Source organism: Paenibacillus sp. FSL K6-1217 (genome assembly GCF_045040735.1).
GTDB lineage: Bacteria > Bacillota > Bacilli > Paenibacillales > Paenibacillaceae > Paenibacillus_AQ.
Genome location: NZ_CP150271.1, coordinates 5,910,227 through 5,930,416, shown reverse-complemented (window position 1 = coordinate 5,930,416; position 20,190 = coordinate 5,910,227). Strand labels below are relative to the sequence as shown.

The 20,190-nt window shown below is 51.0% G+C and carries 19 protein-coding genes; 1 reads left to right on the top strand and 18 read right to left on the bottom strand.

Annotated features, from left to right (window positions below; translation table 11 throughout):
- Nucleotides 1-27: 27 nt before the first annotated feature.
- The 8 genes from MHH28_RS26180 to MHH28_RS26145 form a co-directional block, all read right to left on the bottom strand.
- Complete coding sequence (locus tag MHH28_RS26180; RefSeq protein WP_405106966.1) at nucleotides 28-1,098, bottom strand: hypothetical protein; 1,071 nt, start codon at nucleotides 1,096-1,098, stop codon at nucleotides 28-30.
- A gap of 14 nt (nucleotides 1,099-1,112) precedes the next feature.
- Nucleotides 1,113-2,600: a class I adenylate-forming enzyme family protein gene (locus tag MHH28_RS26175; protein WP_405106964.1), complete on the bottom strand. Its 1,488-nt coding sequence runs from the start codon at nucleotides 2,598-2,600 to the stop codon at nucleotides 1,113-1,115.
- The gene (locus tag MHH28_RS26170; RefSeq protein WP_405106961.1) at nucleotides 2,597-2,812 is read right to left on the bottom strand and encodes a phosphopantetheine-binding protein; all 216 of its coding nucleotides are present in this window, start codon (nucleotides 2,810-2,812) and stop codon (nucleotides 2,597-2,599) included. Before MHH28_RS26170 ends, MHH28_RS26175 begins: the two co-directional genes overlap by 4 nt.
- A gap of 464 nt (nucleotides 2,813-3,276) precedes the next feature.
- Nucleotides 3,277-5,193: a carbohydrate-binding protein gene (locus tag MHH28_RS26165; protein WP_405106958.1), complete on the bottom strand. Its 1,917-nt coding sequence runs from the start codon at nucleotides 5,191-5,193 to the stop codon at nucleotides 3,277-3,279.
- A 390-nt stretch (nucleotides 5,194-5,583) separates the two neighbouring features.
- Nucleotides 5,584-7,089, bottom strand: coding sequence for a 23S rRNA (uracil(1939)-C(5))-methyltransferase RlmD (gene rlmD, locus MHH28_RS26160; protein WP_405106955.1), 1,506 nt, complete (start codon nucleotides 7,087-7,089; stop codon nucleotides 5,584-5,586).
- Nucleotides 7,090-7,123: 34 nt separating this feature from the next.
- Nucleotides 7,124-8,014, bottom strand: a complete 891-nt coding sequence (locus MHH28_RS26155; RefSeq protein WP_405106952.1) for a diacylglycerol kinase — start codon at nucleotides 8,012-8,014, stop codon at nucleotides 7,124-7,126.
- 221 nt (nucleotides 8,015-8,235) lie between these two features.
- Entirely contained in the window at nucleotides 8,236-9,006 is a 771-nt protein-coding gene (locus MHH28_RS26150) for a sirohydrochlorin chelatase (protein WP_405106949.1), read from the bottom strand.
- 3 nt (nucleotides 9,007-9,009) lie between these two features.
- On the bottom strand, nucleotides 9,010-9,300 hold the full coding sequence (locus tag MHH28_RS26145) for a YerC/YecD family TrpR-related protein (RefSeq protein WP_019913624.1): 291 nt from the start codon (nucleotides 9,298-9,300) through the stop codon (nucleotides 9,010-9,012).
- Between the two features lie 374 nt (nucleotides 9,301-9,674).
- Between MHH28_RS26145 and MHH28_RS26140 the strand changes: the two genes are divergently transcribed.
- Nucleotides 9,675-10,223: a tyrosine protein kinase gene (locus MHH28_RS26140; RefSeq protein ID WP_405106946.1), complete on the top strand. Its 549-nt coding sequence runs from the start codon at nucleotides 9,675-9,677 to the stop codon at nucleotides 10,221-10,223.
- A gap of 28 nt (nucleotides 10,224-10,251) precedes the next feature.
- Here MHH28_RS26140 and corA read toward each other — a convergent pair whose 3' ends face one another.
- From corA to MHH28_RS26090, 10 genes are all read right to left on the bottom strand, one after another.
- On the bottom strand, nucleotides 10,252-11,211 hold the full coding sequence (gene corA, locus MHH28_RS26135) for a magnesium/cobalt transporter CorA (RefSeq protein WP_405106943.1): 960 nt from the start codon (nucleotides 11,209-11,211) through the stop codon (nucleotides 10,252-10,254).
- 202 nt (nucleotides 11,212-11,413) lie between these two features.
- Nucleotides 11,414-12,316, bottom strand: a complete 903-nt coding sequence (locus tag MHH28_RS26130) for a response regulator (RefSeq protein WP_405106940.1) — start codon at nucleotides 12,314-12,316, stop codon at nucleotides 11,414-11,416.
- A 3-nt stretch (nucleotides 12,317-12,319) separates the two neighbouring features.
- The gene (locus tag MHH28_RS26125) at nucleotides 12,320-13,609 is read right to left on the bottom strand and encodes an ATP-binding protein (protein ID WP_405106937.1); all 1,290 of its coding nucleotides are present in this window, start codon (nucleotides 13,607-13,609) and stop codon (nucleotides 12,320-12,322) included.
- Between the two features lie 87 nt (nucleotides 13,610-13,696).
- Nucleotides 13,697-14,347: an amino acid ABC transporter permease gene (locus MHH28_RS26120; protein WP_405106934.1), complete on the bottom strand. Its 651-nt coding sequence runs from the start codon at nucleotides 14,345-14,347 to the stop codon at nucleotides 13,697-13,699.
- Nucleotides 14,348-14,376: 29 nt separating this feature from the next.
- Nucleotides 14,377-15,027, bottom strand: coding sequence for an amino acid ABC transporter permease (locus MHH28_RS26115; RefSeq protein ID WP_405106932.1), 651 nt, complete (start codon nucleotides 15,025-15,027; stop codon nucleotides 14,377-14,379).
- A gap of 156 nt (nucleotides 15,028-15,183) precedes the next feature.
- Entirely contained in the window at nucleotides 15,184-16,038 is an 855-nt protein-coding gene (locus tag MHH28_RS26110; protein ID WP_405106929.1) for a glutamate ABC transporter substrate-binding protein, read from the bottom strand.
- Between the two features lie 33 nt (nucleotides 16,039-16,071).
- A complete protein-coding gene (locus tag MHH28_RS26105) occupies nucleotides 16,072-16,800 on the bottom strand; it encodes an amino acid ABC transporter ATP-binding protein (RefSeq protein ID WP_405106927.1) in 729 nt (242 codons plus the stop codon).
- A gap of 332 nt (nucleotides 16,801-17,132) precedes the next feature.
- On the bottom strand, nucleotides 17,133-18,122 hold the full coding sequence (locus tag MHH28_RS26100; protein ID WP_405106924.1) for an anion permease: 990 nt from the start codon (nucleotides 18,120-18,122) through the stop codon (nucleotides 17,133-17,135).
- Between the two features lie 13 nt (nucleotides 18,123-18,135).
- Nucleotides 18,136-18,753, bottom strand: coding sequence for a DUF47 domain-containing protein (locus MHH28_RS26095; RefSeq protein ID WP_405106921.1), 618 nt, complete (start codon nucleotides 18,751-18,753; stop codon nucleotides 18,136-18,138).
- A gap of 205 nt (nucleotides 18,754-18,958) precedes the next feature.
- Nucleotides 18,959-20,077: a DUF3048 domain-containing protein gene (locus MHH28_RS26090; protein ID WP_405106919.1), complete on the bottom strand. Its 1,119-nt coding sequence runs from the start codon at nucleotides 20,075-20,077 to the stop codon at nucleotides 18,959-18,961.
- Between the last annotated feature and the right edge of the window lie 113 nt (nucleotides 20,078-20,190).

The window sequence follows — 20,190 nt, the reverse complement described above, 5'->3', positions numbered from 1 at the left end:
CAGCATCACTCCCTCCATATGTAATACCTAGAACACCGCCGGCTTCGGAATACTTACCATCTTCAGCCATCGTTCAAGGAATATTGATTCTTCATTTTCTATATCCGTTATCAGCCTATATAAGCTTTCTGAAATACTCATATCCCTTGTCAAATTATATTTAATCGCTACATTCACAAGTATCTTTGCCTTAAGTTCAATGGCTGTGAATTCATCTATATGCTCTTGATGTAAGTTCATAAGATGCTGATTATCGTACAAATACTTGAGTCTCAGCGTCATTATCTTCTTATGATCATAAAGTAAATGAAAGGGTCTTATATCAAGCTTAGACTCATTGTCCGCTGTCTCTTTCACATAATTAAATAGAGTTGTGTATATTTGCATGCCGAAGTCAAGATGATCCCTGTCGCCCCCATAATTGAACATCTCCCAATATTCCGGCGTTCTCTTAGTGAAATAATTTCTTATAGAATTCACTAGGGTATCTGCACTGAATTTATCCTGAACTTGATCATTGAATCTATACAGATACACCATTTCTCTTAGATAATCATGATTGGTTGTTAGATGATTAGTGTTGAACGCAAGATTGAAATCGGTAAATGATATCTCAGCTTGACTATAAATGCCGTTCTTAAAGAAATCGGAAACATACAATATCTCTCTATTTAAGTCATAGCCGTAAACAAATATGTCATGATGCAATTGGAGTCTCTGATACCGATCGCTTAGGGGCACGTAGAAATAATTCACCATAGTGTGGATATAATTATTAGCATTAATATTTTCTATAATAAAATGAATAACAGAGTCCCATTTAGTTGTTACAGTATCTCTATGTATCTTTTGAGTAGAAATCCATTTGCATGCATCTGAAGGCCGCAGCTCATAAGTCAGAGGGAAATAAAAATCCCCCCAATTATGTTTATAATCTTTGTTAATGAATAATTGAATATAATTGCTGAATATCCATGGGTGTGCGCACTCGTAATGGGTAAGTATGGACAAGAGATGAGCATGTTGCGTATAGGTTGTAATCAGCGGATAACTTACCGGCAATATTCCCCTGCCCAAGGTGTGAGTTGTATTCTTCAACTTTTCGTTCACCCCTACTCATTTAGCAATAAGTGCTTCGTACTTGCCCTATCCAGTTTTCCTGTTTTTGTTTTTGGAATTTCATCTACAATCCTCCATTGTCTAGGCACCTTATACGAAGACAAATGCAAGTTGCAATGTTGTGTCAGCGCAGTCATATCAATCAGACATTCTCCACAAACCTTCAGAAATGCGATGGGTACTTCGCCTAATAGATCATCGTGCACACCAACAACCATGACTTCCTCCACTTCTTTCAAACTATATAAAAACTCCTCGATTTCTTCCGGATAGATATTGATACCGCCGGATATAATGATATTTTTCTTTCTGCCTGTGAGGATGAGACACCCGGATTCATTCCAATATCCCAAATCTCCTGTCTTTAACCAACCCTCAACAATGGTAGCGTTCGTTAACTCCGTGTTGTTGTAATAACCAATCATTACATTTGGGCCCTTGACCCAAATTTCTCCGATAGCCGCTCCTTCAACCTCATTCTCTTCTTCGTCAACAAGCCGAATAGAAACGTTACTGATGGGTGATCCACAGGATAAAAAGCGGTCTCCCCGGTCCATCATACTCACCCGCGGAGAGGCTTCTGTCAATCCGTAGGTTTGAATAATGTCCGCTTGGGGAAATACAGTCTGAAGATGGTCTACTAATTTCGCGGGAACCGGCGCACCGCTTATCACAATAAATTCAATGGAATCAAAGGCACTCCAGTTGGTTGTCTGATGATAATCGGAAACAAAGTGCATCAATTGCGTAGGCACCGCTGAGAATGCCGTGACCGCCTTATCCTGAAACAGTCTGAACGCTGTGCGCGGCAGCAAGGGCAAGCTGATAAGCCAAATTCGGGTTCCAAATAGCATGCAAGAAATCAATTGCGTGACAATCGTAGAACTGAAATGAACGGGCATCGTTACAAGAAACGAATCCTGGTCCGTATACCTGACCTTTTCGCCATGGGCCAGCGCATTCGTTAATACATTCTCATGGGATAACATAACGATTTTAGATTTTCCGGTTGTGCCCGATGTAGGAAGGAGAATCGCACATGGATGGGGATCGGACGGATTCGTTAACGTGATGGATTCAAACGAAGGCACCGGTTCTTGCGAGAAATCCTGAGCGGTAACCCAATGAATATCACAATTTAAATGCGCAGGCTGTGCATATTTGCTGATTACCAGCTTGGCGTCACTGGCATTTAGAATATTTTCAAGCTCAGTTTTGGATACAGAGTAAGGAACCGGTACTAGTACATGACCGCAGAACTGAATGCCAAGCGCCGCAGTAATGAACAAAGGCTCATTATTTGTGTATACTGCAAGATGGCTTCCGGCCTCAAGCTCAAAGTTCTTGTTGATATATAAAGCAATTAAGTATGCTTCTGTCATCACTTCCGCATAAGTCCACTGCTGCTTTAGATCTTGAAGGATAATATGATCCTTGCGGTCACAAGCCTCCATGAATAAACGCTGAATGATAGTCATCATATCGTTTTCTCGGTTAAATAATTAAGGATTAATCCAGCCGTGGAGAACTTTTCAAACAATAGATCCTCATCAGGGATCGAGATATTAAACTTCGATTCCATTGAAACAATAAGCTTGATGAAGCCGACCGAATCGATCCCTTGATCCAACAAAGGGGTATCGTGGTCATCTGGATACTCGATGTCAAGCTCAGCAAAAATTTCATCTCTCAAGATAAATTCTATTGATTTAGACATCATGTTTCCTCCGTTAGATAATCTTTAGAAAGGCTAATTAGAGAGGATAGCATACATGGTGATATTCAGTAATGAGTAGGTGAAAGTGAGTGCGAAGGAGAATAATCTCAAAATGATGGACAATGTGCATTCGAACCAAAAGAGTTGTTTGCAGAGATGCTGCAATTGATGCTGGAGGCGGAATATGTCTTGGTGCAGGAGTGAAAAGCAGAAAAAAGCATTTTCCCAAGCGATAAAGCCCTGCCGAAAATGCTCTAGTTAACTTCGATGAATGACACCCTTAAATGGATATGTTTAGTATAAATTGCAAATATACCAATTGTCAACAATTTTAAATTTTATGCAACACTAGTGAGGAGTCCTTTAGCTGAATAAAGAGGTATATCGGTTGATATACCCCTTTATCCCTCTTATTACAATCAAATCAAACCGTTTCTATTCTACTTGAACTGGAACCAGGTTAAATTTGCAACGGTGGTTGAATCTGACTTCACAAAAGTAACATATACCGTATGGGTTCCTACCGCTGTCCCGGCAGTAAGCGGAATATTCTTGACTGACCATGTCTGCCATCCGCCTGTGCTTTCTCCCGTCCAATAACCCAGCATAGGGCCTGTAGGGCTGTCCAAGTGGAATTCTATCTTTCCGCCGGAATTAGCGGATGCAACCTTCAGATCAATACTTGTTTTAGCTGTACTGCCAAAGTCTACATTCTTAAATGCGATATAGTCGCCATTACTGCCTCCACCCACATCAATCCCGCCATCAGTGCTTGACTCATAGGAAATAACACCTGAACTAAGGTTATAGCCTTCCGCTTCGAATTTCAATGTGTTGAATTTTGGATCTGCAGCATAGCTGTTTGTATCCGTTATTTTCAAATCTGCCAAATTATTTACCGCAGCTCCACCGACGCGAACATTGTTTAATGTAACTCCGGAGACAGTAGAGGTGTCACTCCACCCCTTCATTACTGAAACTTCACCTAAAGCGCGTAAATTGATATTATTGTAGACCACATTTTTGATCGGACCGGTTTTTGCAGAAAGATCAAACCATCTGGAGTGAACACCGGATCTTGGCCAGAAGCCTTCTACATCTATATTGTCAAATACGATGTTTTGTGCTGCTGGAGTTCCATAGAGATGACCTACCGCTAAAGCGCGCCAGCACCGGTATACAAAAGAGTTTTTAACAACGATGCCATCCTGAAGCTGTTTCACCCCATCTCCAACCTTGAAGGCGCCACATCTGCTCCAGGCCAAAGCATCATCGACAACTATATTTGACTGTTCTTCAGAGCTTCCCGGCCAGTTTGCAGCGATATCCGTAGTTGCTACATCCCATGTCTTAAATGAATAGGTGTCATCCTCCGATACTGCTACAGTGTGCTTGATGAGTACATTCTGGCTCTCTTGAATGTCTATTGCATCATTCTCATAATCCAGTTCATTGTTGTTGAAGTGCTTGGTATTCTGGAAGGTTACGTTATTAGATCTGGTAATGATTGTAGCCCAGCCGCCGCTGTCTCTTAGGGTTATGCCGTCAACCGTGAAGTTGCTGCACTGCAAGGGTACAAGAATATTGTTCAAATAGTTGTTGGTATTTCTCATGTAATGGCCATTGCCGTCAATAGTTCCCCTGCCGTATATCTTAATATTGTTTGCATTGGTTTCGGTATAGATAAACCAGGTTCCATCCTTATTCAGAGAATTCTTATGAAAATGGGTGGTGTAATCGCTTGGATTTCCTGAGCCCCTTATCACAGAACCACCCTCCAGATAAACCGAAACATTGCTTTTTAGAACAATGTTTCCGCTCTTGTACACTCCGGCTGGAACGTATACGATACCACCGCCTGCTGCGTTAGCCGCATTGATGGCATTCTGTATGGCAGTTGTAGCCAGAGTGGCACCGGTACTGTCAGCACCGTACCCGGTTTTAACATTGTATATCCCTGTACCAGATGAAGCCGGAACATTGGTTTCAAGAGCATCTGCCGCAATCACCAGATCTTTCAGATTATTGATTTTAACGATCAGATAGGTTGGTGATGAAAGTGTAAAAGTAAGTGTATTTCCGCTCTTTGTAGCAGTAATTCCCAAAGCTTTGGGAGAAATATTATAGGTATTGATTGGCTCGCTTGCTGTTATTGTGATTGTAGTCGTACCTGAAAAAGAGAAATTACAATAATTATAGTTTACAAATACCGCCGAAGTGTCGATTACCGGTATATTGGTAGAGTCTGCTGTTACCGTGTATTGACTAGTTGTGGTATAGATCGAAGGTAATGGATAGCTTACAATTGTACCCGCCGCGCTTGCTGTCGAAGGAAAGACTGGTAACAGGTTGGCCATACAAAAAATTAATAATGCACTTAATAATTTGAACCTTTTCCACATCATTAAACACCTCTTTCATATTTTTTTTAGCAAACAAACACTAGGTCATCAGTGAATCATGATTTCACCAGTGATGCTCTATTGCTCTTTTCATAAAGTCGATATTCAGAGATGTGATTAGTATACGCTTCATCATTAATAGTTCCCCTTATACCCCCCCTTTTTTTGTATTCGCTTACATTTTTGATTATAGACGGATTGGTGCATCCGGATAAGGCGGGTAAGCCCACATTAAGGGCAGATTTTTACAGCAGCTTAATACAGAGAAGGGAGGCCACCTCCGCTCTGCGGACATGCCTCCCCTGCGCCTTCATATTCTGTTCCAAGATAATGCAGTTTGAAGTACTACCTCAGATCAAGTAAAGCCACCGACTCCACATGCACCGTATGCGGGAACATATCCACCGGCGTAACCTCCACCGTCCGGTAGCCCCCATCCTCCAGCACCCGCAGGTCGCGGGCCAGCGTCGATGGGTTGCATGACACATACACGACACGCTCCGGCTGCATCAACAGGATGGTCTCCAGCAGACGCGGGTCGCAGCCCTTGCGCGGGGGATCGACGACGATGACGTCCGGGGTGATGCCCTGCTCTTTCCAGGCCGGGATGACATCCTCAGATGCGCCGACTTCAAACTTCACGTTGTTCATCCCGTTCAGCTTCGCGTTCGCGCGGGCGTCTTCGATGGCTTCGGGCACAATCTCAACCCCGTAGACCTGATCCGCATGCTGGGCCAGGAACAGGGAGATGGTGCCGATGCCGCAGTAGGCATCGATTACAGTCTCCTTGCCGGTTAACGCAGCATACTCCAGAGTTCTGCCGTATAGCACCTCAGTCTGTGCAGGGTTCACCTGGTAGAAGGAGCGCGCCGAGATGGCGAACTGCACATCACCAATGTAGTCGTAGATGACCTCGCTGCCCCAGAGGACGCGTGTATCGTTACCGAAGATGACATTGGTGCGCTGGGTGTTGATATTCTGGCAGATGCTGACAACCGCCGGAAGCTGCCCGCGGATACTGCCGATCCAGGCATCGAGATGCGGGATATCCCGGCCGTTCGTAACCAGCACCAGCATCATCTGGCCGGTGCGGAAGGCCTTCTTGACCACAACGTGGCGGAGCAGTCCACGGCCGGTCTCTTCGTCATAGGCGGTGATGCCCAGCTCACGGCCGAGGCTTTTCACAGTGGCAACGACCTTGTCGTTGTCCTCATGCTGGATCAGACAGGTCTCCATGTCAATGATCCGGTGACTGCCGCGTGCGTAGAAGCCGCCGACCAGACCGCCGTCGGTTACCCCGATAGGCACCTGGGCCTTGTTGCGGTAACGCCAGGGCTCGTCCATGCCGAGCGCAGGCAGTACGCGGATACCTTCGCCTTCCGTAACGGCAGCACTTGTTGCTTCGCCTTGCGTAAGGGTTTGCTCCGCGCCCCTTATTGGCGCACCGGCCACGTTCAGCTTCCCGATCCGCTGCAGGTTGTCCACCACCAGCTGCCGCTTCCACGCGAGCTGCGCGGTATAGTCCATATGCTGAAGCTGGCAGCCGCCGCACTGATCATAGATCGGGCAGGGCGGCGCGATGCGGTCGCTGCTGGCCTGCACCAGCTCCAGCAGCTTGGCGTAGCCATACTGCTTCTTGGTCTTCAGCACTCTGGCCCGGACTCTCTCACCGGGAAGAGCGCCCTGCACAAATAGGGTAAAGCCCTCCACGCGGCCTACCCCTTCACCTTCATGGGTCATGCCGATGATATCGAGCAGGACCTCATCATTCTTATTCACCGGCAGTCCGGCGACAGGGGCCGCCCCTTGTTCCCGGCGGCTTGCGCTGCGCCTGCTGCGTTGTTTATTCATGTGTATAGGTTCACTTCTTTCATGTTCTTCACGATTAATTCTGCGCAAAAATCTGCAGATGCTGCGGCAAAATGCTGAAGTTGCCCGGCAGGGTGCCGCCCAGCTCACCGTCCAGGTTCAGCTGTACATGGCCGGGAGAGGTTACCTCCATGGCATCGGTGCGAAAATGGATAACCTTCTTGTCACTCAGGTGCTCTCCGCGAATGGTCAGACGCACCAGCCGGATGAACTCGGCCAGATTGCATTTCTTGACGGCAATCACATCCAGCAGGCCGTCATCGATGCGCGCACCCGGAGCCAGCTTCTCGAAGCCGCCGACCGAATTCGTATTGGCGATCAGGAAGAGCATGAATTCGTCGTGGATCATCTCCTGGCCGTTCGCACGGATGTACAGCTCCTGCGGAGCAAGGCTGGCCATCTTCTCAATGCCCTTCAGGTAATAGGCGAGCTGACCCATCATGGTCTTCAGCTTGCTGGGAACCTCATAGGTCAGTTCCGTCAGCTGTCCGCCGCCTGCTATATTAATGAAGTAACGGTCATTGGCCTTGCCGAGATCGATCAGGCGGGACTCCTGACGCAGAATCAGATCACAGGATTCCTCCCAGTTCTTCGGAATGCCCATGGCCCGCGCGAAATCATTCGTCGTTCCCAGCGGCAGTATGCCGAGCGGGGGAAGATTCGGCTTCTCCGCCATCCCGTTAATCACTTCATTGAGCGTACCGTCGCCTCCTGCAGCTATGATCAGATCATAAGTACCGCGTTCCACAGCCTGGGCTGCAGCCGCAGTAGCATCGCCCTCTCCCGTAGTTGCATGGCAAGTGGCTTCGATCCCGCCTACATCCAGCCGGTCTAGAATATCGGCGAGTCGTCTTTTCATTTCTTCCCGACCAGAAGTGGGATTATAAATCAATCTCGCAGTTTTCATTACCGGAACGCCACCTGTTTATATAATGGATAACTTTACTGATTATACCCAATTCTCTACCCCACAAGCAATGTCGGGGGACGGAGCAGGAATATATTTATACCCGCTGCCCGGGCTCCAAGCTTAGAAGAACGGCAGAGAGTATAGATATATGTATGCAGCAAAGGCTCCATTGAACACTGAGCGCATCCCTATGATTAGCTTCATCTCCGGCGTTCCGGCTAACGCTGACCACCAAGGTGCCGGAGTGCTGCTTCCACCTGCCGCTGAATCCAGCGCGGCAGCAGCGGATGCGGCAGCAGCGTCTGGCCGGAGTAGGCATAATCCAGCCCTTCCAGCCGCTGCGGAATGACCACCTTGGTGAAGTATCCCTCACTCAAAAATAGCGGAGACACCAGCACATCATAGCCCTGCTCCTGCCAGTACTCCACCCGGCTTCTGACACTGTCCGGGTTCAGCAGCCCGTAATCAGCGGCAGCGAGCCCGCTGACCTCACGTACCCGCGCCGCAAGCGAAGAGATGCCTTGCTCCCAGCGCTGCCGGAAGCCCTCATGCCGGCTGCCGTGTCCGACCAGCAGCACCATCTCCCGCCCGGGATGCTTCGACAGCCCGCGGATTTTATCCCACAGCATCTGCGCAATATCGGGATCGTCATCGACCGGATAACCGTAATGAATCTCCGCAGCAACCCTGAACGGCTCAAGATCGGTCTCCCGTTCAGGAACCGGCTTCGCACCCAGCGCATATTCTATCTCATCGACATGCGTGCTGCCGGAAGAAACAAACAAGGGGATCACAATAATATCTGTGACCCCTGCATGTTCCAGCTTATCGATTCCATCCTGTATCAATCGTCCTTCTACCAGCTCAAGGAAAGCCACCGCCATAGGCAGCTCCTCCCGGAGCGTGAGATGGCTCACTGCCTCGTCCACCATAGACACCCAGGTCTGATCCCGCGAGCCGTGACTGATCAGCAATACACCCGGAACCATGGATTAACGGCCCAGACGTTCCAGCGTGAGCTTATAACCGTCATTGCCATAGTTCAGGCAGCGCTTCACGCGGGAGATCGTCGCCGTACTGGCCCCCGTCTCGGCTTCAATCTGATTATATGTAGACCCCTTGCCCAGCATCCGCGCGACTTCAAGACGCTGCGAGAGCGATTGAATTTCGTTTACTGTGCACAAATCATCAAAGAATACATAGCATTCTTCCATATTTTTTAATGTTAAAATAGCCTCAAATAATTGATCGATACTTTTATCGTTTAGCTTCTTTAGCTGCATCGCCATATCATCCCCTAAGCATTAACTGAATGTGATTATCTTGCCTCTACTATATTGTACTGGAGCACATTTTTCAAGCATTAACGGTTTCACGCTGTAAAGAGTGAAACCGATGGACAAACGTCCGCCCCGGGCGCACAACATAACCGGGAGTTCACGCTCTGCTACTTCCGTCTCCCAGGTTAGACCGCCTTAATCATAGTACTACAAAACCGTGCGAAATCAAGCATGGACACGGTTTCTTCACTTCCGCCTGCGCTCTATAGGCATTCGCCCTTTTCCGCTGGTATCCCGGTTACCCGGGCATTCGTCTATACCGTCTGTTCGCCCATGACATACAGTATAGCAAACCACTAACGAAGGAATGTGATCCTATGCCTCAGCATTACTATAATCATTCCCGCCAGCAGGGCCGTTCACTGGCTGAACCTTACAATCCGTCGCCTTATCCGGGACTCTCTGCTTATACGCCTGCCCCGCTTCCCGGAGAACCTGCGCTTCTGCCTGCTTATGGCACTGAAGTTACAGATACCGCTCTCGCTGTACCCGCTGCAGATGCTTCTGCCGCGAAGGCCGGAGGCCTGCTGGGCGGGCTTGGAAATCTCGGAAGCCTGGCGAATATGGAGCAGATCAAGGGAATCGTTGACCGGATGGGCGGGATTGACGGCATCGTCAACACTATGGGCAAGGTGCAGAAGGTGATGCAGGGCTTCTCACAGATGGCTCCGATGGTCAAGCTCGTGATGGGCGGATTCGGCAAAGGCAAGGGCAGTGGAGCGGGAGAGCTCGCCGCCGAAGAGGATGCAGCCCTCTATACCCCCAAACGGCGCAAAAAAAGACGCCCTGCCGCGAAGCGCCGCCACACCACCCCCAAGAAGCGTAAATCCGGTGGCCCCTCCTCCGTTAAGCGCCGCCGTTCCTAAGCGGCGGCGTTTAACGCGCTTTTTCCATTTACTTAAACCAGCCGCTCCGCCGGAACCAGCCGAACATTCCGATACCCAGCACCAGCATAAGCAGCAGCACTGCGAAATAGCTATATTTCCATTCCAGCTCCGGCATCACCCTGAAGTTCATTCCATAGATTCCGGCAATCAGCGTCAGCGGCATGAATACCGTGGTAATGACCGTGAGTGTCTTCATTATGGAATTCATCCGGTTGGAGTTGAGCGAGATGTAGCTGTCACGCAGATCGGCGGTCATTTCCCGGTCAACTTCAATCATATCGGTCAGCTTCAGCAGATGATCATAGATATCGCCGAAGTAGACCCGCTCTTCCCCGTTGCTCTGCACATGCTGCGAATTAACGATCCGGTACATCAGGTCACGCATCGGCACGATCGTCCGCCGCAGCTTCAGCAGCCTTCCGCGCACATTGAAGACCTGGCTCATCAGATCCTCCACCGATTCGTTGCCGCCCTGGCTCTCCAGATCCGCAAGCTCATCTTCCAGCGTATACAGTGACGGGAAGTATTTGTCGACCAGCTTGTCCATCACCGTGTAGGCAGCGGCCATTGGCCCGCCCGACCAGCCTTTGCGGCTATGTATTTCAGCCTTGACCATCTGCCACGCCTCCTCCATTTCCGGCTTATCCTGATGATGGTAGGAGACGAGGAATTTCCGGCTGAGGAACAGGTCGATCTCTTCGGCCTCCAGCGTCCGCTCATTCAGCGAATGCAGCACGAAGAACTGCACATCCTCGTAATAATCCAGCTTCGGCCGCTGCAAGACATGCATACAATCTTCAATCGCCAGCGGGTGAAAATGGAAATACGTGTCGAGCGCCAACGTCTCTTCCTCCGTCGGCATAGCGAAATCCGCCCAGATCCAGGCATAATCATCCAGCACGATATCCTGAAGCTGCAGATCGTTCAGTACCTCACCCGTATGGGTTACGGCAAGTGTTCGTATCATAATATAAGTCCTCCGCCCTATCCAGGCAATCCGCAGCAGAGCTGCGCTGTTCTAGTTGCTTCCTATCATTGTACCGCATGTATCCGCAAAAAAATAACCGCCAGCCCGCTGACCAGCGGCTCCGGTGGTTTCTTGGTCTTGTCTCTATCGTTGTACATGCCGTTGCGGCATCCGGGGGCCCGGCCCTTGTCCCCTATTCGGCTTAGCGGCCCAAGCCTTCCAGTACCTCCAGATGCAGCACCTGCAGGAATTTCTTAATGTTCACCTTCACCTTGCCGGTATCCCGGCCTTGTTCAATCTCCTTCATCTTCAGGCGCACCTCTTCAAAGTCGAAATACAGCGGCGCATAATGCTCGAACTTCGGATTCCCGTAATCCGTCAGACCGATGGACGCGAGATGGGTCAGCCCCGCCGCCAAGGCGCGGCGCAGACGCTGTTCGATGGCCTTGACCTCTCTGGCTGCCTCCGCAGGCACCGGTCTGTACTTGGCAGCGGTCAGCTCATACAGCTCCTTCAGTGACGGCAGACTTCCGCTGTTCCCTTCGGCTACCGCCAGCTCCATGATCGTGATGATATCACGGCTGCCGTTCTCCGAGATCATGCCCATATTCATCAGAATTGGCTGGACAATCTCCTTGACGGTACGCTTGCCGGGCGGATGCTGCGGCAGTCCGAACTGCAGGCCCTCCAGCTTCCCCAGCGTCAGCTTGATCTCATCCAGATAACGGCTCATGGCGTAACGCTCATTCACTTTATATAGTACAGATTCGACTTCAATCTTGTTGATCGGCTTGCGGATGAAGAATTCAATGCCGCTCTTGTAGGCGCGGCTGACAATATCCCCGTTCTCGATCTGCGAGATCATTACGAACTTGGAACGGCAGCCCTGGGCCTGTAGAGCGAGGATGGTCTCAATCCCGTCCTGACCCGGCATCAGCAGATCCATCAGCACAATGTCCGGGGTCCCGCTCAGAATCAGGGCTGCTCCCTCCTGCCCGCTCTCCGCGATACCGGTTACCTCGCCAAGCCCGCTGTCTTCTATAATATGCTGGAGCATCCTTCTCGCTGACGCGTCGTCATCAACAATACAGAATGATAGCGGCATCCTCTATTCCTCCTTCCGCAGCTTTGCGCCCGGCAATAGAATCTGGAACATGGCCCCTCCGGTATGCGATACCGGCTGAACTATAATGCTTCCCCCGAACATATTCACTATATCCCGTACATGAGAAAGCCCGATCCCCGTGGCCGCGACGCCCTCTTCATCGAATTTCGTGGTGAAGCCCGGCTCGAACAGCAGGTCAAGATCACGCTTCCCGATGCCTGGGCCGCTATCGGCCACGGATAGAATCGTCATCCCGTCCTTCTCATCAGCGTTCAGGTGGATGCTGCCTGTCCCTTGAACGGCTTCCACCGCGTTGGCGGTGAGATTGTTAAGCAGGGTTAATAGTGGAATGTGGCTGTCGGTTGTGTAATCGGAGGTGATCTGCACCTGAAACCGGATCTCTTTGCCCAGCATTTCCGCATATTTGGCATTACTCTTGACCGCGAAGCGCAGAATCTCCGATAATGGCATGTCCCCGTTCACCTCACGCTCCACCAGCTTCACCAGCCCGGCCAGAATCCGCTGCGAATCCTTCTTCACCTCATGGAGCTGCTGGGTGATGTCCAGCACCTGCCGGCTGTGCCGTCCCGTGTCTTCCCCGTCCTTCAGTCTGCTGTACAGCTCGAAGCTGTTCAGCGTTACCTGCTCCAGAGTTCCGATGGACTTCTTCAGATAGAACACTTCCCCGTACAGGCCGGAGCCGAAGCCGAGCATCTGCCGGGTCCGTTCCTGCTGCTCCCGCTCCCGGATACGCAGCTGGCTGACAGAGATACTGCTGTATACCCCGGTGGTGAAATACGTACGCAGGACCGCAATCGCCATCAGGTACGTCCACTCGTTCAGGCGGAAGGTCGCGGAATCCAGCACGATCAGCCGGGTCAGCAGCTCCATCTCATTCGACAGGAGATCAATCAGCGCGGCAACGGCGCCAAGCACCAGCGGATGGAAGGTATCGATCCGGCTCTTGATGACATGCATCAGCGCGCCGAACACTATATAATAGATCATCGCCGAGAAGTGGCTGCTGAGACTCTGCTCTACCGCCATCCCGCTGCCTTCCGCCATATCCATGGCGGTGCGGAATAACAGCACGACCACCCCGGTAGCGCAGCCTGTGCGGATATACGGCAGCTGTCTCATTAACAACAGGAAGAGGAGAAACGCGCTGCTGCCCATGGCAATCCGGAAAAGATCTCCGTCAAACGGGTTGATCTTGAATTCTCCGGCTACCGCAGTAACGGCGGCCACCAGCAGAATCTGTACCGCCTGTATTCTCAGAATCGATTGTCCCATCGCCATTGCTCCTGCCTAGAGAGGTTGACAATTATAGTATCATAGCGGCACTGGATTGAATATGGCTTAATCCTCATTCTGCTCAGGTTATATCACTCTATGCTCAAGCCTTCTCGACAGCAGCGACAGCAGATAATTGACGGCGAAATAGATCAGGGCAACCAGCGCCAGCGTAGGGATGGCATAGCTATAGCTGTGACCGATCACAATGTTGGCATTATGCATCAGCTCCGGCAGGGAAATCACCACGGCGAGTGACGTATCCTTCAGCAGGGAGATGAACTGGCTGACCAGTGGCGGAACCATCCGCCGCAGTCCCTGGGGAAGCACGATATGCCATAAGGTCTGGGCATTGCTTAACCCTGAAGAACGCGCCGCCTCAATCTGCCCTTTGTCAATCGACATTAAGCCGCCACGGACGATCTCGGCAATCATTGCCGCTTCGAAAATGGTTAGTGCTGCAATGGCCGCAGTGATCAGTCCAAGCTTGATCCCGACCTCCGGCAAAGCGAATCGGATGAAGAAGATGATCAGCAGCAGCGGCAGATTACGGATCAGCTCCACCAGATAGAACATGACCGGAGACAGCACCGGCACTTCCGAGTAGCGGATGACGCCAATCATACAGCCGATGATAAAGCTCAGGAAGATCGATACAAAAGCAACGATCAGCGTCACATATAGTCCGTCCAGCAGAAACTTCAGATTATCGGCGGAATACGCACCTGCGAAATCCATAATATTCCTCCCTCAGCTTCAGAGTTCTCTTAATAGTTGCGCTGCAGTCTGCGCTCCCAGATCCGCACGCCATAGCTGAGCGGAAGCGTAAGCAACAGATAGAATACCGCCACGAAAATGTAGGTGTCGAAGGTACGGTAAGTCTCGGTAGAAATGCCGTCGGCGAAGTACATCAGATCAAGTCCGGCCACCAGAGTCAGTACCGAGGAGTTCTTAATCAGATTAATGAATTGGTTGCCGAGCGGAGGAATGACCAGCTTGATCGCCTGCGGCAGAATGATATGCAGCATGGTCTGTATGTAGCTGAGGCCGGAGGAACGTGCCGCCTCCATCTGTCCCTTGGGCACGGCCATAATTCCGGCACGGATCGCTTCTGCGATGAAGGCCGAGGTATATACGGCGAGACCGATCGTTCCTGCCTTGAAGCCGTCCAGCGTGAAGCCCAGAGCGGAAGGCCCGTAATAGAAAATATACACGACCAGCAGCAGCGGGATATTGCGAATAAATTCCACATACACCGCGCCGAACCAGCGCAGACCCTTGACTGAAGTCATGCGGAAGACGGCAACGACCGCGCCGATCAGAAAGCTGCCGATCAGGGCCAGCACACTGGACAGCAGCGTACCGTAGAAGCCCTCCATATACAATCCGAAGTAATTCGTTAGAATCGAGAAATCCATCAATTTTCACCTGCCTTTACCCTATGGGTATGAGTTCTTTCCTGCCCGGACTACGGCGGCTGTTCCTACACACAAGTAGAAACGGCGTTGCCGTCCTTAGACAAGACGGTACCGTTTCTACTGGAAATTCGTGTGAAGCCCTTGCTTGGAACAGGCTTACTTGGCCGGAGCTTTACCAATCCATTTCGTATAGATGGCATCATACTCCCCATTGGCTCTCAGTTCAGCCAGTGTATCATTAATGGCCTTAACTACATCGGCGTTGCCTTTCTGGACTGCAATACCGTAAGGCTCATCGGTGAACGGCTTGCCTACCACCTCAAAGCCGGGGTCTTGTGAAGCCATCCCGTACAGAATGGCATCATCCGTAGTGAGCGCATCGCCCTGACCTGCCTTGAGCGCGCTGAAGGCATCCTGGTAGTTATCGAATTCAAGCACGGTTACACCCGGCACCTTCTCTTTGATATTCTTGATCGAGGTTGCCCCCTTGGAGCCGAGGACCTTCGTGTCCTTCGTAACGCTCTCAAGACCTGTAATCGGGCTGCCCTTCTTCACCAGCAGCGATTGGCCGGCCTGGAAATAGACATCGGAGAAATCGACTTCCTTCTTGCGGTCTTCCGTAATGGTCATTGTAGCCACTACCATATCAATCTCGCCGTTATTCAGCATCGGAATGCGTGTCTTGGAGGTGACCTCCTTCAGCTCGATCGCATTCTCGTCACCCAGAATTTTTTTGGCAATGGCCTTGGAGATATCGATATCGAAGCCTTCCACTTTGCCAGAGGCCGGGTCCTTCAGACCGAACAGGCGGGTATCGAACTTCACGCCGACGAGCAGCTTGCCGCGCTCCTTGATCTTGGCAATCGCTTCAGAATCAGCGGCTGCCCCTCCGGCAGCATTGCCGCCTGCCGCAGGTTCGTTCTTACTCTTGTTGTTGCCGCACCCGGCAATCACCAGCATAGCCGCAATCATCAGCACACTTAACACCTTGAAGCTTTTGGACATTTTCATTTCGCTTCCTCCCCGGATTCCTATATATTTGGTCTAGTGGCTTAACACACGGCTGAGAAAAGTTCGCGTCCGCTCTTCCTTCGGGCTGGCGAAGAATTGCTCCGGCTCAGCCTCTTCCACGATCTGCCCCTGATCCATGAAGATGACCCGGTCCGCCACCTCGCGGGCGAAGCCCATCTCATGGGTCACGACAACCATCGTCATCCCCTCACGCGCCAAGGCGCGCATGACATCCAGCACCTCCCCGACCATCTCCGGGTCCAGGGCCGAGGTCGGCTCGTCGAACAGCATAATCTTCGGCTTCATCGCCAGCCCCCGGGCAATCGCCACCCGCTGCTGCTGTCCGCCGGATAGCTGGGAAGGATAGGACTGCGCCTTATCGGCAATGCCGACCTTCTCCAGATAATACATCGCGGTCTTCTCCGCTTCCGCCTTGCTTAGACCAAGCACCTTCACGGGAGCCAGAGTGATATTGTCGATCACCTTTTTGTGCGGGTACAGGTTGAAGTGCTGGAAGACCATTCCGATCTCTTTGCGCAGGGTATTGATATCTGTCTTGCGTTCATTTACAGTTATACCGTCCACGGTTAATCCGCCGTTCGTGATCGTCTCCAGACGGTTAATGCAGCGCAGCATCGTGCTCTTGCCGGAGCCGGAGGGACCAACTACCACAACAACTTCCCCTTCCTGAACATGCAGGTCAATGGCCTTCAGTACATGGAATTGTCCGTAATGTTTGTCTACCTGATGAAAGTCGATCAATAGCTAAGCCTCCTTTGTCTATTCGGGTGTTTGTCAGCAATGGTAACACTTAAAACACACCTTACTGTAGAGACTACCGAATCCTACATAATACTATGTAAAATTTAATTCCATAATGTTATTTTCTTTTAGTTATGTTATGTATTTCATTTTCTTCGAACGCCTATTAACGTTTTTTATCGAGTTGTTGTGACTTTTTGTGACATTTCTCGCTTGAAAAATCAAAGAACCCCTCTTAGGCGGAGGCTGACCGCTGAACACAAAAAAAGATGTCCTAAAGCCATCCATGGCTTCCGCGACATCTTTGTCCAGGCAATCTATTCTGTTCGGATCTAGAAGAAGAGCTTGAAGATCACTCCCGCCAGCACGGCACTGATCGGAATCGTAATGAACCAGGTGACCACGATCCGTCCGGCCACTCCCCATTTGACAGCGGAGAAGCGCTTGGCTGAACCTACACCCAGAATCGATGAGGTGATCGCATGTGTCGTACTTACCGGCAGATGCAGCAGCGTCGCTGTGAAAATAACAGAGGCCGCCGAAATATCCGCTGCGAAGCCGTTGATCGGCTCGATTTTGAAAATCTTCGTGCCCATCGTCTTAATAATCTTCCAGCCGCCGATAGACGTTCCGAGCGCCATCGATGTAGCCGCAGCGATCTTAACCCAGAGCGGAACCTCCATCGTATCCAGCCGTCCCGAGGTCACGAGGGCAAAGGTAATGATCCCCATCGCCTTCTGCGCGTCATTCGTACCATGGGTGAAGGATTGAAGTGCTGCTGTGATGATCTGCATCGAACGGAAGCCCTTGTTGACCGTGTGCGGACTGCGCTTCGCGAAGATCCACTTCAGAATCGTCATCACAATATACCCGATTACAAAAGCGATCAGCGGGGAGAAGACCAGCCCCTCCACAATCTCAATGAATCCGTTCCATTTGATATGCTCCGTACCTGCCCCAACGTATACCGCACCGGCTAACGCACCGATAAGTGCATGGGAAGAGGACGATGGAATACCGAGCCACCAGGTGACCAGATTCCAGATAATCGCCGCAATGAGCGTCGCTGTCACAATGTCTATCCCGTTGTCCAGCAAGGTCGGATCGGTAATGCTTCCCCCGATCTTCTTCGCCACTCCGGTGAACATCAAGGCGCCGATAAAGTTCATGGAAGCAGCCAGCATGATCGCTGTACGCGGCTTCAGCGCACGTGTGGAGACAGAAGTCGCAATCGCATTGGCGGTATCATGGAACCCGTTGATGAAATCGAACGCCAGCGCAAGGAAGATAACAAAAGCCAGTACATATATAGATGTATCCATATTTCAGAGCCCCTTATGAGTTGCGCATGATGATCGATTCCAGCATATTGGCTACGTCTTCACATTTGTCTGTGGTTGTCTCGAGCCGCTCGTACAATTCTTTGCGCTTAATCAGCTCAATCGGGTCTTTCACCTTCTCGAACAAGGCCTTGGTACAGATGCGCAGGACTTCGTCGCCCTGGTTCTCCAGATCATTCAGGCGGATGGTGTATTCACGGATCGCCAGAAGCTTCTTCTGGGATAGCAAATGAACCGCCTTCTGGATCTCGTACGCACTCTGGCGGAGAATCTCAGCGAACTGAACAATATATTCATCCGCATCCAGCAGATTATACATATAGAAACGCGAGGCAGAGGCCTCCAGCCCGTCAATGACATCGTCCATGCTGGTGATCAGATCCATGATGTCGTCCCGCTCCAGCGGCGTAATAAACGTCTTGTTCAATTCCTTAATGACAGTGTGCGTGTAAGTGTCGCATTGGGATTCGTATTTCTTCATCTCCGCAGCGAAATTCTCCACATTGCCCTCGAGAGTCGAGATATTCTGAGCGAAATAATCGGCCGCCTGAACAATGGTGTCAGCCATGTTTTCCAGCGTCTCAAAGAATATATCCTTTTTTCTGAGCTTCATTAGTCTAGGACCCCTTTACATAATATTGCCGTGAAAAAAATGAAGTCATTCCATGTAAAACGCATGAAAATGAATGACAACCCTTGTTATCTTATCATATCGATAGAAGGGATAGAAGACAAAAAACCGAACTTTTTCACACTATAATAACAATTCCCTGTAATTGCGAAAATTATCATCCGAACATTCAATTCTCCAGCCGGACTCAGCGGGACGCAGGTGCCAGCGCATATTCGACATGACTGCTGAACGAGGGACTGTTCGGGACGATCAGAATATGGGTGATTCCCGGGAACATCAGCGCCTCCTTGCCATCCTGCTTCACGAACCGGATGACGTCTCCGGGGCTGCGCGACCACTTGCCCTTAAGAGCTACGCCGCGCTGCAACAGCACCGCTTCTCCCCCCAGCTCCGTGTCCACCTGCAGCCGGCCGATATCGTCCAGCACCTTATGGTCCGAACCCATCACGATGATGTTCGCCGCTTCCACCGGACGGGCATTATTCAGATCCAGATGCGGCTTGCCGTTCACCCAGCGGGCATATATGCGCTGCTCTGCGTCATATTTGTACCCGACATTGTAGCTCTTCAGCAGGAAGTTCACGCTCAGCGCAAGCACCGGGTCGCCCTCCACAGGAATATAATCCGGATCGTGGAAAAGAAAACCGGGAACCTTCACGCTCTCCGCATAGCCCAGCTTCGCTGCGCCCTCCCGCAGCTTGGCGGCATTGCTGTACAGGTTATGCGGGGCCTTGCGCTCTTTGTCCCGCCAAAAGTAAGCTCCCGCCCGGCCGATCTCGTCCATGTCCGCCTTCTTCTCCCGTTGCAGAATGGCATAAGCGGCCGGGCTGCCTCCGGCATGGACCGTTATGCCGCTGTAGCTCTCGCCGATATCCAGCAGATACGGGCGGATACTGCGGATCGGCCCGATCTTCACCACGCCGGAATGACTCTGAAAGATACCGATCAGCCGGGTAATTCCGCCTTCCGCCAGCACCTCGTACAGAATATCCGCCTCGCTGATCCCGGACTGCGGCCGGGCCGCCGGGGCATTATTGATCATGACCGCCAGCGGCCGGGGCAGGCTCCCTTCCTCCGCAGGCAGGCCCGTTAAGCCGGAGACCGTCCCGGCGGCAGGCTCTGGGGCCGGTGTCTGCTCCACCGCCTCTGTCGGCTGCGGCTCCAGGGTTGGCGCTGCTGTGGGTGCAGATGTTGGTACGGGCACAGGCGTGGCCTGCCCGTTACTGCAGGCAGAGAGCAGCATCGCAGCAAGGATCAGAGCATATACAGGACGGGATGCATAACGGTTCATCGATATTGACACGTTGTTCCTCCTAATCGTTAAGTTACAGCTTGCTTCTTTTATTTAATCATAGCTGGCAGAGTTTGTCTTGAGATCAGCAGAAAAAGGACACAGCCTTATAGCGGCTGTGTCCT